Here is a 12,240-nt window from a genome sequence, read left to right as displayed (position 1 = left end):
CCACCGGGGCGTCCAGCGCGACGCGGCCCTCGGCCACGAGCTGGAGCACGACGGTGGCGGTGAAGGTCTTGGTGTTGCTGCCGATCCGCACGTGCCCGTTCGTGGGCGGCTTGCCGGTGTCGCCCAGCTCGCGCACCCCGGCGCTGGCCACCCACTCGCCGCGCTCGTCGTTCACCCGCAGCGACACCCCGACGAAACCGGCCTCGACCATCTCCTGCATGATCTTCTCCAGCTCGGGGCGGCCCCGCCCGGCCGGAGCGCCGCCCCCGGTGGTGGCGTCAAGGGCCGCGGTGATCTTGCGGGCCATCTCCGCCGTGACGGGGCCGGCCCCGCCCCTGGCGGACGCCTCGACGGCGACCAGGACGGTGCGGCGGAAGTTCGCGGCCTCGGCCGGGTCCCGCTCCTGGAGCAGGCACACGGAGTCCGTCAGCGCGGGCAGCACCTGGTCGGCCAGCTCGGCCACGGTCCTGCCGTACTTCACGCCCTTGGGCGCCTTGGCCAGCACATGACCGACCAGGCCGGTCGCCGACATCAGGGCGATGGAGCCCTCGGTGGCGGCCTTGTGCGCGGAACCGGTGGCGGACATCAGTGACACCGCGCCCCACGCGGCGACGCGCAGGGTGAGCCGGTCCTGGTCGGAGAGGGTGATGGCCATGGCTGTGTGCTCCTTCAGTCCTTCATTCACGAAAAGTCGGGGGCTGCTTCCCGGCCTCGGGGCCGTGATCGCCGCTCCCTTCATGGCCTCTACGGTCTCCGGTCGCCCTGATATCGCGCCGTCATCGTCCTGACACGGCCGCTGACGTGCCGACGGTCGATGTCGGCTCATCGCTAACGAATTCTTGTTAGCGACGGTTGACGGTTAGCGTCTCTAACGGAATACTGATAGCGATGATAGGGCCACGCCGGTTCGTAAGGAGAACGGAGCGCGATGATCAACCACAGCCGGTTCACCCCGGGACCGGACCCGACACCGCCGCAGCGGACGGAGGCTCCCGAAGCACGGCGCGACCAGGAGGAGGCGGGCGCCGAACGGCGGCGACCCGAGGCCTCGGCCGGCGCACCCGCGCACACCCGCCGTGCGGTGCTCAAGGCCGTCGCGATGACCGCGGCGGGCGCCGCGGGCACGGCCGCGGCAGCCAGGACCGCCGCTCCCGCCCCTGCCTCCGCTGCCGCCGCCCAGGCGTACGCCGTCGCCCCCGGGGCGTCGGCGGAAGTCGCGCTCAAGGTCAACGGGCAGTTGCACAGGATCGTTCTGGAGCCGAGGGTGACGTTGCTGGACACGCTGCGCGAGCGGCTCGGCCTGACCGGCACCAAGAAGGGCTGCGACCGGGGCGAGTGCGGGGCGTGCACGGTGCTGGCCGACGGCGAGCGGGTCAAGTCGTGCCTGACGCTGGCGGTGATGCGGCAGGGCGCCGAGATCACCACCGTGGAGGGGCTGGCGCGCGGCGAGGAGCTGCACCCGGTGCAGGAGGCGTTTATCCGGCACGACGCGTTCCAGTGCGGGGCGTGCACCCCCGGCCAGATCATGTCCGCCGTGGCCTGCATCGACGAGGGGCACGCGGGCTCGGAGGCGGAGATCCGCGAGTGGATGAGCGGCAACCTGTGCCGGTGCGCGGCGTACCAGAACATCGTCGCCGCCGTCGCCGACGCCGCGAAGGAGGTGCGGCGGTGAGGTCCTTCGGTTACACGATCGCGGACAGCCCCGCGGAGGCGGTGCGGATCGCCGCGAGCACCCCCGGGTCGGCCTTCGTGGCGGGCGGCACCGAGCTGCTGAACCTGATGCGGGACGGCGCCCAGGCCCACGACCACCTCATCGACGTCAACCACCTCGACCTCGGCGGGATCGCCGCCGGCCCCGGCCGGCTGCGCCTCGGCGCGTCGGCCCGGATGCGGCAGGTCGCCGAGCACGCCACGGTGCGGCGGGAGTTCCCGGTGCTGTCGGAGGCGCTGCTGGCCTCGGCCTCACCGCAGATCCGCAACATGGCCTCGATCGGCGGCAACCTGCTCCAGCGCACCAGGTGCGGATACTTCCGCGACGCGGGCTCGCCGTGCGACAAGCGGACCCCGGGCAGCGGCTGCCCGGCGATCGCCGGGCACAACCGGGGACACGCGATCCTCGGCGGCGGCGACCGGTGCATCGCCACCCACCCCTCGGACCTGGCGGTGGCGCTGACCGCCCTCGACGCGACCGTGCACCTGCTCGGCCCCGAGGGCGCGCGCGCCGTACCCATCGCCGAGTTCTACCTCCTGCCCGGGGCCACCCCGGAGCGGGAGACCGCGATGCGCCCGGGCGAGCTGATCACCTGGGTGGACGTGCCGCGCACGACCCTGGCCGGGCGGTCGCGCTACCTGAAGCTGCGCGACCGGGCCACGTTCGAGTTCGCGGTGGTGTCGGTGGCGGCCGCGCTGCGGATGAGAGGCCGCGTGGTGCGGGACGTGCGGCTGGCGTTCGGGGGCGTGGGCACCCGCCCGTGGCGGGACGCCGGAGTCGAGGCGGCGCTGCGGGGGCGGCCGCTGACCCGGCAGGCGATCGCCGAGGCGGGCCGGCTCCTGGTACGCGACGCCGCGCCGCGCGAGGGCAACCGCTTCAAGGTCGAGCTCGTCCAGCGGGCGCTGGCGAGCATCCTCGACGATCTCGGAGGGCTCCGATGAGCGGACCGCACGGATTCGGTGAGCGCAGGATTTCGACGAGCGGGCCGGGAGGGCGGCGATGAGCGGGCTGGTGGGGCAGGACGTGGCGCGGGTGGACGGGCGGGCGAAGGTCACCGGCGCGGCCCGCTACGCCGCCGACCAGGAGGTGCCCGGCGCGCTGCACGGGTTCCTGGTGATGAGCACGATCGCCCGCGGCGAGGTCCTGGAGATCGATGCCAGGGCGGCGCTGGCGCATCCCGGCGTGGTCGCGGTCTACACGCATCGGGACATGCCGCGGCTGAGGGTGCCGGACTTTCCGTACAACAGGCCGTTCATCCCCATGCAGGACGCGCGGGTCCACCACAGCGGGCAGCCCGTGGCCTATGTGGTGGCCCAGACGCTGGAGCAGGCGCAGGAGGCCGCGAACCTGGTGCGGGTGCGCTACCGCGCGGAGGACCCGGTCGCGCGCATGGCCGACGTGCTCGACCAGGCGTTCCTGCCGGAGAAGTTCCGCGACAGGAACAACGAGGACGGCCGCGGCGACGCCGCCGCCGCGCTGGAGCAGGCCGAGGTGCGCATCGACCGGACGTACGCCAGCCCGATGCAGCACCACAACCCCATCGAGCCGCACACCACCACCGCCGTCTGGGAGGAGGACGGCACACTCACCCTGTACGAGAGCGCCCAGGGCGTGGTCTTCACCCGCGGCATGGTGACACAGGCGTTCGCCGGCACCGACAGACCTCCCGCGAACGTCAGAGTCGTCTCGCCCTACCTGGGCGGCGGCTTCGGCGCCAAGGGCCCCACCTATCCGCACACGCTGCTCACCGCGGCGGCGGCGCGCCTGGCCGGCCGGCCGGTGAAGCTGGTGCTGTCGCGCGCCCAGATGTACACCTCCAACGGCCACCGCGCCGAGTACCGCCACCACCTCCGGCTCGGCGCCACCCGCCAGGGCCGCCTGACCGCCATCGACGCCACCTCCACCGCGCAGGTGACCCGCCTGGACGGCCGCATCTACAACAGCAGCGACTCCACGCTGCACCTGTACTCCTGCCCGAACGTCCACGTGCGGCAGCTCGGCGTGCGGCTGGACCTGCCGACGTCGAGCTACATGCGCTCACCCGAGACGACCTCGCACTTCGGCCTCGAGACCGCCCTGGACGAGCTGAGCCACGAGCTCGGCATCGACCCGGTGGAGCTGCGCATCCGCAACCACACGGAGGTCGTCCAGGCGACCGAGGCCAACGGGCGGACCGAGCGGCCCTACGGCGGCAAGCACCTGCTGGAGTGCTACCGGGCCGCGGCCGAGGCGTTCGGCTGGGCCCGCCGCGACCCCAGGCCGGGCAGGACCAGGGACGGCGACGAGTACGTCGGCTGGGGCATGGCCACCGAGACCCACACCTACGGCCACATCCCGTCCGAGGCCCGCCTCACGATCGGGCTCGACGGGCGGGCGACCCTGCGGACCGCCACCCAGGAGATCGGCACCGGCACCTACACCGTGCTCGGCCAGGTCGCGGCCGACGAGCTCGGCCTGCCGATCGGCCACGTCACGACGCTGCTCGGCGACACCGCCTATCCCGCCGCGTCCATCTCGGCGGGATCGTCCACGGTGCCCAGCGTGGTGGGGCCGGTGTCCGAGGCGGCGAAGAACGCGAGAGCCGCCGTGATCGCGCTCGCCGTCGCCGACCCGCGCTCCCCGCTGCACGGCGTGCCCGCCGGGGAGGTCGTCGCCGAGGGCGGCCGCCTGTTCGCCCGCGGCGACCGCGACCGTACCGACACCTACCGCGACGTCGTGGCCCGCCACGGCAGCCCGGTCGAGGTCACCGGGCGCAGGCCCAACACGGCCGGGCACACGTTCGGCGCGGTGTTCCTGGAGGTGCGGATCCAGCCGAGACTGGGCAGGCTGCGCGTGACCCGCGTGGTGACCGCGCACGACCTGGGCCGGGTGCTCAACCGCCGCACCGCGCGCGGGCAGGTCATCGGCGGCGTGACCTGGGGCATCGGCTTCGCGCTGATGGAGCACACGATGGTCGACCCGGGCACGGCGCGGGTGGTCAACCCCAACCTGTCCACCTATCTGGTCCCGGTCTGCGCCGACACGCCGTCGGTGGAGGCGTTGTTCGTGGACCGGCCGATCTCCGACAGTCAGGCACTCGGCGCCCGCGGCTTCGGCGAGACCCCGGGAACCGGCGTGCCCGCGGCCATCGGCAACGCCATCTTCCACGCCACCGGCCGCCGCCTCCGGGAGGTCCCCTTCACCCAGGACAAGCTGCTCTGACCGGTGCGCGGCAGCGTCCGGGCCAGCGGGCGGGGGAGCGGTTCGCGGCACGGTCCGAGGCAGCGTCCGGGTCAGCGGCCAGGGGGCGGTTCGCGGTCGGCCTGCGGCAGCGTCCGGGTCAGGGGGCCGGGGGGTGGTTCGCGGCGCGGTCGAGCAGCTCCTCCAGCAGGGCCCGCTCTCCCGGGCTGTAGAGGCCGGCCACCTCGCCGAGCACGGCCTTCAGCGCCACCGCACGCCGGGCCGGGTCCGGGGCGGGCGCCGGGGCCGCCGTGGTGATCGAGGCGATCATGGCCTCGCGCAGACGGCCGGGCAGGGCCGGGTCGCGCTCCTCGGGCGGGGTGCCGATGAGGTGGAGCGTGAGGCCGGCGCCCGCGGAGTGCACCATGCTGACGGCGCACTCGACCCCGACGGAGAGCCGGCCCGCGACGGCGATGCGCTCGACCAGGAAGCGCAGCCGCGCCATCGCCGGCTCGGCGGCGCGGCTGCGGGACCCGGGGGTGGGCCGGCCGTACATGAGCAGGTAGTGGGCGGGGTTCTCCAGGCCGAAGCCGATGTGGGCGTCCCAGCCCCGGCGCAGGTCCTCCACCGGGTCGTCGGAGAGCGGCTGGTCGTGCTTCCGCGCGAGGTAACGCGCGAACCCGTCGGCCGCGACCGCTTCGAGCAGCCCGTTCATGTCGGTGAACAGGCGGTAGAGCGTGGGGGCCTGCACGCCGGCCGCGGCGCTGACGGTGCGCGTCGTCACCCCTTCGCGGCCCTTGTCCCGGAGCAGCTCGGTCGTGGCGTCGATGATGCGCCGCCGGACCTCTTCCCGATCACTCATGAACCGATGATAACGGGAACCTGGTAGCGACAGTTCCCCACCGTTCCGCCACGTCAAGCCGCGATGCCCCGCCGGATCAGACGGCCAGGACGCGGCGACCCGCCGGATCAGACGGCCAGGACGCGGTGACCCGCCGGATCACGCGGTCAGGCCGCGATGCCGCGCCAGATCAGGTCGAGGGCCGCCGCGCACCGCACCCGCGTGCCGGGGTCGTCGGAGGGGGCGCCGCGCACCACGATCTGGTAGTAGAAGAGGCCGTTCATGGTGTCGATGGCGGCCTCGACGTCCACGTCCGGCCGCACCTCGCCGCGGGCGATGCCACGGCGCAGGGCCTCGGCCAGCGGCACGCGGCGCCGGGCCACGTGCGACCGCCAGATGACGCGCTGCAGCGCGCGGTCGGCCAGGCCGAGGCGCAGGCGCAGCCGTACCCGGTCCTCCAGGTGGCGGTCGGGCGCCTGCAGCGCGTCGAGGTAGGCGCCCAGCACGGCCTCGCGGGTGGGGAGATCCGGGTCGATCGGGACCGGGGCGCGGCCGTGGTCCAGGGCCGCGGCGACCAGATGGGTGAGCGACTCCCACCTGCGGTAGACGGCCGCGCGGCTGGCCCCGGAGTGCGCCACGACGGCGTTCACGGTGACGGGCTCGCCGCCGTCCACCAGCTCCCGCACCGCCGCGAGCACGCGCTCCTCGATGTCGGGGCGCCGGGGCCGCCCCGGCCGCCGCCCGGCCGGAGCCGGGCGGGCCGCCGCGGCCCTGCTCACACCGCCTCCGCCGGGCCGCCGGGCTCGACCAGCCGGGCGCGCAGGCGGGCCTCCGTCTCCGGCGTCAGCCCCGCCGCGCGCAGCAGCCCGGCCAGCCCGCCCGTCCCGCCCAGCTCGGCGAGCATGGTCCGCATCGTCCCGGCCTCGGCGCCGTTGAGCGCGGGCGGCATCGCGGCGCGGTACGCCTCCAGGTCGCCGAGGAAGGGCTGCATGATGCCGGCCAGGCGGGCCATCAGGGCGTCGTGGACCTCGCCGGTACGCACGTAGTCGGCGACGATCGCGTCCTCGCCGGCGCCCAGCACGGCCAGCAGCGCGGCGGCGAACTTGCCGGTGCGGTCCTTGCCCGCGGCGCAGTGGAACAGGGCGGCGCCGTCGGTCCCGGCGATCGCCGTCAGGCCCTCGACGATCAGCCGGGCGCTGGAGCGGGTCACCCGCGCGTACCAGCGGCCGAACTCGGCCACCGGGTCGTCGGCGTCGATCATGCTGCGCATGAGCGCGGAGGTGCCGCCGGTGATCTCCGCCATGAGCGGCAGGTGCAGGTGACGCACGCCGGCGTGGTGCCGCAGGGGGCCGCGGCCGGTGCGGGCCAGCTCCTCGGCGGAGCGCAGGTCGACGACCAGGCGCAGCCCGTCCTCGACCAGCGCCCGGGCGGAGCCCTCGTCCACGACGCACACGTCGTCGGAGCGCAGCACCAGGCCGGTACGGACGACGCCGCCCGCGACGGGGATGCCGCCGAGGTCACGCAGGTTGGCCGGCGGGGACAGGGTGAAGGAGGGGGTGGACATGGGGGTTCCTTTTCGAGTGAGCCGTCAGGAGATCTTGCGGCGGACGACCGCGGAGACCTGGTCGATGATCGTGACCAGGACGACGATGCAGATGACCATCGCGCTCAGATGCCCGTAGTCGTACATGCGCATGGCCGTCGTCAGCTCCAGGCCGATGCCGCCCGCGCCGACCATGCCGAGGATGGTGGCGCCGCGCACGTTCGACTCGAACATGAGCAGGGTGTAGCTGGTCAGCAGCGGCGCGGCCTGCGGCAGCACGCCGTACTGGACGACCTGGCGCTTGGAGGCGCCCACGGCCTGCATCGCGACGACCGGCCCGCGGTCCACCGACTCCATCGCCTCGGCGAAGATCTTGCCCATCGAGCCGACCGCGCCGACCGTCATGGCCAGGATGCCGGCGAACGGGCCCAGACCCACCGCGGAGACGAACATGAGGGCGAACACCAGGTCGGGCAGGGAACGGATGACGTTCATGATCCAGCGCGCCGGATAGTAGAGCCAGCGCGGCGCGATGTTGGAGGCCGCGCCGAACGCGCACACCAGGGACAGCAGGGCGCCCAGGACCGTGCCGACGATCGCCATCTGCAACGTCTCGACCAGCAGCTCCAGGATGGTCGGCAGCTTCTCCCAGGTGGGCGGGAACAGGCGCGCGAGGAACTCGCCCATGTTGGCGGCGCCCTCGCCCAGCTTGACGAAGTTGAACTCCGCGCCCGCCATCGACCAGGCGACGAGGACGACGGCCAGCAGCGCGCCGGCCGCGGTGCGCGCCCGCGGCACCCGGAACGCCTGTTCGAGGCGGGCGCGCTCGCGAGGGTCGAGGACGGGCTTGCGCGCCCGGTCACGAGCCCCGGCCGGGACCTTCCCGGCCTTCAAGGCATCCGGGGTCTGCGGGGCCTGCGGGCTCTGGATCGCCATCAGTCCTCGCCCTCCTCGTCGTCGTGGTCGTACAGCGGGGCGAGCTGCTCGGCCGACAACCGCGCGGTCGGCGCGGACACCAGCACCTCGCCGTGCCGCAGGCCGACCACGCGGTCGGAGTGCCGCAGCGCCAGGGGCAGCACGTGCAGGCTGACCAGGACGGGGATGCCGTCCTCGCGGGCGATGCCGCGCAGCAGGTCCAGCACCGTGTGCGACAGCTTCGGGTCGAGCGAGGCGACGGGCTCGTCGGCCAGGATCACCTTCGGGCCCTGCATGAGGGCCCGGGCGATGGCCACCCGCTGCTGCTGCCCGCCGCTCAGGGAACGGGCCTGCTCCTTGGCCTTGTGCGCGATGCCGACCCGGTCCAGCAGCTCCATCGCCCGGCGGCGGTGCGCGGCGGAGAACCCGCCGGCCAGGTTGACCGGCCCGGCCTCGTGCAGCGCGCCCGTCAGGACGTTGGTCAGCACGGAGAGGCGGCCCACGAGGTTGAACTGCTGGAACACCTGCCCCACGTCCGCGCGCAGGCGTCTCAGCCCGGCGCGCCCCAGACCGGGCACGTCGTGCCCGGCGACGCGCACCGATCCGGAGGTGACGGGCGCGAACCCCGTCAGGGTCCTCATGAGCGTGGACTTGCCGGACCCGGAGGAGCCCAGCAGCGCCACGGTCTCGCCGGGGTGCAGGTCCAGGTGCACGCCGTCCAGGACCAGGGGACCGCCGTCGTAGGCGACCTTCAGGTCCCGTACGGTGACCAGCGGCGGGCGGGCCCCGGCGGGGACGGCGGGAGCCGGAAGCGGCGCGGCGTCCGTCGTCATCGCGCTCACTTCAGGTCCGAGATGTCGACGTCGGCCACGGCGGCGATGTCGACGAACGGCTGGAAGACGTCCTTCTTCGGCTCGATGATCGGCTCCACGCCCACGGGGAACGCCTGCGCGTACGGCCCCAGCTCCTTGGCGTTGGCCGGGGTGAACACCTGCGGGATCGCCTTGAGCAGCGCCGCCCGCTTCTTCGCGGCCATCGACTGGTTGCCGAGCACCGACAGGGCGACGGGCATCGACGCCGACTCGCCGAGGACCTGGTACTCGCCCTCCTTGAACGGGAACATCTTCGTCCCCGGCATCGATGTCGAGGTGCAGGCGACGTCCACCTGCCCCTTCTCGATCGCCACGTAGCTCATCTCGTGGCTGCCGGAGAACATCGGCCGGTAGCCCTTCTTCGGCTCCAGCCCGGCCTGGTGCAGCAGGTGGGTCGGCATGAAGTAGCCGGACGACGACGCCGGGTCGGCGAACGCGACGACCGTCTCCGGCTTGATGTCCTTCAGGCTCTTGATCGGGCTGTCCTTGAGCGTGAAGCACATGGAGACCGGCTCGTCCTTGGGGCCGGGCCAGGCCACCAGCGCGTCCACCTCGCCCGTGTTCACCGCCAGGGCCGAGGGGAAGCCGCTCATGATGCCGATGTCGGTGTGCCCGTTGCGCACCGATTCGATGACCGCGGTGTAGTCGGGCACGTCCGTGATCTCCACCTTCATGCCCGTCCGCTGTTCCAGGAGACGGGCGATGCCCTCGACAGGGGTGGTGGCCGCACTCGGGTCGTCGGTCAGCGGCAGGGTGGCGAACCGGATGACGTCGTCCGCGCCGCCGCCGGAGGCGGCGGCGCCGCCGGAACAGGCGGTCAGGACCAGGGCGGACACGGCGGCCAGGGCCACGGCTCCGGCTGCGCGAGCACCACGGAAGACGCGGAGACGCGGGGGCATGGGGGCACGACCTTTCTGGAGAAACCTCGCAAAATGACTGCCCCCTCAGGCAAGCGAGCCGCGGTGAACGGGAATTACGAGACCGGTGTACCGAGAACGGAAGTCTCGGTGAACGCACCCGCCCGGCCCGGACGGCTGTCAGCGCTGGTCAGCGGGCGCGCTCCGGCGCCGTACGACACCGCCGGCGCCGGCAGGGGCCGGGGTCTCGGCGGCGTTCCAGAGGCGGGTGGACATCCAGGCGACCCCCGCCGCCGCGACGACGAGCCCCGCCAGGTAGACCGGCAGCGGGACCAGGTTCCGCAGCGACCCGGGGATCATGCCGGCCGCGTACAGGAGCACGCCCGGCACGGGCAGCGCGCCGGCGCGCGCCGCCGCCGTGCCGAACGTCAGCACCCCTGCCAGCAGCACGACCGACGTGACCAGGAACGCCCGCCCGGTGCCCCCGGCCAGCAGCCCGCCGACGGTGTCGCCCCCGAGGTAGGGGAAGACGAAGTGCAGGGTGTACTCGACCGCGAACGCCCCGGCCAGCCCCGCCGCGTTCAGCAGGAAGCCGACCAGGCCGAGGGTGCCCGCCGTGCCGCGGATGAGCAGGTAGAGGCCGGTGAGCGCGAGCAGCCCCGTCAGCGCCCCGAACGGCGCGATGGCGTGCGTGAGAGCCGTCTCCGGCAGTAAGCCGCCCCGGCGGGCGGCGTTGATCACGAGCAGCGCCGCGCAGGCGAATCCCGCCAGCGCGGCCGGCCGATACAGACGCATCGCGGACGTCCCTTCTCTCGGTGATGACGCCTGTAGCATGCGCGTCAACCGCGGGAAAGGTGAGCCCCTGCCGGGCGGTGTAAGCACCTCGAAAGAAGTCGGGACGTGCCACGTTCCGGACGGCGCCCCTCCGAGGGTCACGCCGGCCGCACGCACTGCGAAACATGCCTGGCCGCCGGCTCAGCGCAGCGCCCCGGTGATGATCCACAGGTGGCTGAACGGGTCACGGATGCGGCCCGAGCGCTTGCCGTACGGCCGGTTCTCGATCGGCACGACCACCTCGCCGCCGTGGGCGACCATGCGCTCGCCGACCGCGTCCGGATCGCCGACCTCGACCTCGAGCAGGACCGCGGATCCGCCGAGATCATCGGGTGACAGCCACCCCCACGGCGAGACGGCCGGCGAGAGGCGGAAGGACGACGGGCCGAGGCGGTGATCAATGACGCTGGGCCGGCCGTCCTCGTCCGGAGGCGCGCGGAACACCTGCTCAGCGCCCAGGACGACCTGGTAGAACGCCGACGCGCGGTCCGGGTCGGGCACGATGAGACGGGGATGAACATGAGTGTCAGGCGTCATGAACCCATCGTCGGGCCGCACGGGGGCAGGGGTCTTGAAGATTTGGGCACGCCCGGAGATCTGGGCACGCCCTCTGTGTCCGCCATCATCCGGACCGCACCCCGTGGCGCTCGGTTCGCGGGGTGGAGGACCCTACGCGACCAGGCCTTCGGCCCGTAGCCACGCGGCCCGCGTGCACCCGGCCATGGCCCGCCACTCCCGGGTGAAGTGCGCCTGATCGGCGAATCCCGCAGCCGTGGCCACCGCCGCCAGGCTGACCGTCCCGGCACGGGCGGCGGCCACGAGCCTGCCACGTGCGGCCTCGAACCGGAGGAGCCGCTGGTACTCCTTCGGCGTCACCCCCAGCTCCGCCCGGACGGCGCCGCTCAGGTGACGCCGGGAGCATCCCAGAAGCCGGGCCGCCTCCTGCACCCGCGAGGTCCCGGACAGTGCCGCCAGCGCGGCCCGCAGCTCTCGGCCGCGAGAGTTCTCCCGGTGCCGGGCCCGTCCGGCGATCAGGGCGTCCTCGACGAGGGCGCGGCGTCTCGGCCAGGACCGGCAGGCCGCCAGCTGCTCCGGCAGGTGCGCCATCGCCGGGGCCACGTCGGCCAGCTCGGCGACGTGCCCGGCCAGCGCCGACGCCGGGACGCCCAGCAGCGTGCCGGCGCCCAGCGGGCTGAGCGTCAACCACACGCCGCGCGTGCCGCCCTCCTGCCTCAGCTCGGCCGCGTCCAGGTGAAGCCCGGCGACGACGGCCCGGAACCGCCCCCGCGGGCCGGGCCGCCCGAGCCAGGCGATCTCCAGCGAGTCCGCCTCCGGGATCGTGATCGACACCGTGGCCGACGGCAGCCCGCGATGAACGCCGGCCGGGCCCGGGCCGAGCTCGTAAGGGCTCAGCGTCGCCACGGACGGCGCCAGAGCCGCGGACCTCTGATGAGCAGGCATGGTGGTCACCCCTTCACCCTAGGGCGGCCCCGGCGACGCGAGTCGCG

13 protein-coding genes are annotated in these 12,240 nt (G+C 73.7%); 3 read left to right on the top strand and 10 right to left on the bottom strand.

The window, feature by feature from the left end; genetic code table 11:
• The coding region (locus IO39_RS58285) for a serine hydrolase (protein WP_084774211.1) at window positions 1-655 on the bottom strand (655 nt) is incomplete at its 3' end.
• A 444-nt stretch (window positions 656-1,099) separates the two neighbouring features.
• Between IO39_RS58285 and IO39_RS38455 the strand changes: the two genes are divergently transcribed.
• From IO39_RS38455 to IO39_RS38445, 3 genes are read left to right on the top strand one after another with little or no spacing between them, the layout of a single operon-like run.
• Window positions 1,100-1,672, top strand: a complete 573-nt coding sequence (locus IO39_RS38455) for a (2Fe-2S)-binding protein (protein WP_084774218.1) — start codon at window positions 1,100-1,102, stop codon at window positions 1,670-1,672.
• Window positions 1,669-2,652 carry an FAD binding domain-containing protein gene (locus IO39_RS38450; RefSeq protein WP_052423909.1) on the top strand — a complete coding sequence of 328 codons (984 nt, stop codon included), beginning with the start codon at window positions 1,669-1,671 and terminating at the stop codon, window positions 2,650-2,652. Before IO39_RS38455 ends, IO39_RS38450 begins: the two co-directional genes overlap by 4 nt.
• A gap of 58 nt (window positions 2,653-2,710) precedes the next feature.
• Entirely contained in the window at window positions 2,711-4,912 is a 2,202-nt protein-coding gene (locus IO39_RS38445; protein ID WP_043634607.1) for a xanthine dehydrogenase family protein molybdopterin-binding subunit, read from the top strand.
• Window positions 4,913-5,030: 118 nt separating this feature from the next.
• Here the strand turns inward: IO39_RS38445 and IO39_RS38440 are convergent, their stop codons facing one another.
• The 9 genes from IO39_RS38440 to IO39_RS38400 form a co-directional block, all read right to left on the bottom strand.
• Window positions 5,031-5,732 carry a TetR/AcrR family transcriptional regulator gene (locus IO39_RS38440; RefSeq protein ID WP_043634604.1) on the bottom strand — a complete coding sequence of 234 codons (702 nt, stop codon included), beginning with the start codon at window positions 5,730-5,732 and terminating at the stop codon, window positions 5,031-5,033.
• Between the two features lie 146 nt (window positions 5,733-5,878).
• Window positions 5,879-6,490, bottom strand: coding sequence for a TetR/AcrR family transcriptional regulator (locus IO39_RS38435; RefSeq protein WP_043634601.1), 612 nt, complete (start codon window positions 6,488-6,490; stop codon window positions 5,879-5,881).
• Window positions 6,487-7,275 (bottom strand): tyrosine-protein phosphatase, encoded by a 789-nt coding sequence (locus IO39_RS38430; RefSeq protein ID WP_043634598.1) that lies wholly within the window; start codon window positions 7,273-7,275, stop codon window positions 6,487-6,489. The genes IO39_RS38435 and IO39_RS38430 overlap by 4 nt, the downstream gene beginning before the upstream one ends.
• A 24-nt stretch (window positions 7,276-7,299) precedes the next feature.
• Window positions 7,300-8,190, bottom strand: coding sequence for a phosphonate ABC transporter, permease protein PhnE (gene phnE, locus IO39_RS38425; protein ID WP_084774209.1), 891 nt, complete (start codon window positions 8,188-8,190; stop codon window positions 7,300-7,302).
• Window positions 8,190-9,002: a phosphonate ABC transporter ATP-binding protein gene (locus tag IO39_RS38420; RefSeq protein ID WP_043634595.1), complete on the bottom strand. Its 813-nt coding sequence runs from the start codon at window positions 9,000-9,002 to the stop codon at window positions 8,190-8,192. The genes phnE and IO39_RS38420 overlap by 1 nt, the downstream gene beginning before the upstream one ends.
• 5 nt (window positions 9,003-9,007) lie before the next feature.
• Entirely contained in the window at window positions 9,008-9,940 is a 933-nt protein-coding gene (gene phnD / locus IO39_RS38415) for a phosphate/phosphite/phosphonate ABC transporter substrate-binding protein (RefSeq protein ID WP_084774207.1), read from the bottom strand.
• A 138-nt stretch (window positions 9,941-10,078) separates the two neighbouring features.
• Window positions 10,079-10,693 carry a hypothetical protein gene (locus IO39_RS38410; protein ID WP_043634589.1) on the bottom strand — a complete coding sequence of 205 codons (615 nt, stop codon included), beginning with the start codon at window positions 10,691-10,693 and terminating at the stop codon, window positions 10,079-10,081.
• Between the two features lie 180 nt (window positions 10,694-10,873).
• Window positions 10,874-11,269 (bottom strand): VOC family protein, encoded by a 396-nt coding sequence (locus tag IO39_RS38405; RefSeq protein ID WP_043634586.1) that lies wholly within the window; start codon window positions 11,267-11,269, stop codon window positions 10,874-10,876.
• 132 nt (window positions 11,270-11,401) lie between these two features.
• A complete protein-coding gene (locus tag IO39_RS38400) occupies window positions 11,402-12,193 on the bottom strand; it encodes a helix-turn-helix domain-containing protein (protein WP_052423914.1) in 792 nt (263 codons plus the stop codon).
• Between the last annotated feature and the right edge of the window lie 47 nt (window positions 12,194-12,240).

Source organism: Nonomuraea candida (genome assembly GCF_000725485.1).
GTDB classification, from domain to species: Bacteria; Actinomycetota; Actinomycetes; order Streptosporangiales; family Streptosporangiaceae; genus Nonomuraea; species Nonomuraea candida.
The sequence above is the reverse complement of the archived record's forward strand: the minus strand, read 5'-3'. Positions and strand labels throughout refer to the sequence as shown.

What these genes read in the sequence shown, in the direction of transcription:
- IO39_RS38455 (WP_084774218.1), top strand. Translation starts at nt 1,100, where the DNA reads ATGACCGCGGCGGGCGCCGCGGGCACGGCCGCGGCAGCCAGGACCGCC.
- IO39_RS38445 (WP_043634607.1), top strand. Translation starts at nt 2,711, where the DNA reads ATGAGCGGGCTGGTGGGGCAGGACGTGGCGCGGGTGGACGGGCGGGCG.
- IO39_RS38440 (WP_043634604.1), bottom strand. Translation starts at nt 5,732, where the DNA reads ATGAGTGATCGGGAAGAGGTCCGGCGGCGCATCATCGACGCCACGACC.
- IO39_RS38430 (WP_043634598.1), bottom strand. Translation starts at nt 7,275, where the DNA reads ATGTCCACCCCCTCCTTCACCCTGTCCCCGCCGGCCAACCTGCGTGAC.
- phnE (WP_084774209.1), bottom strand. Translation starts at nt 8,190, where the DNA reads ATGGCGATCCAGAGCCCGCAGGCCCCGCAGACCCCGGATGCCTTGAAG.
- IO39_RS38420 (WP_043634595.1), bottom strand. Translation starts at nt 9,002, where the DNA reads ATGACGACGGACGCCGCGCCGCTTCCGGCTCCCGCCGTCCCCGCCGGG.
- phnD (WP_084774207.1), bottom strand. Translation starts at nt 9,940, where the DNA reads ATGCCCCCGCGTCTCCGCGTCTTCCGTGGTGCTCGCGCAGCCGGAGCC.
- IO39_RS38410 (WP_043634589.1), bottom strand. Translation starts at nt 10,693, where the DNA reads ATGCGTCTGTATCGGCCGGCCGCGCTGGCGGGATTCGCCTGCGCGGCG.
- IO39_RS38405 (WP_043634586.1), bottom strand. Translation starts at nt 11,269, where the DNA reads ATGACGCCTGACACTCATGTTCATCCCCGTCTCATCGTGCCCGACCCG.
- IO39_RS38400 (WP_052423914.1), bottom strand. Translation starts at nt 12,193, where the DNA reads ATGCCTGCTCATCAGAGGTCCGCGGCTCTGGCGCCGTCCGTGGCGACG.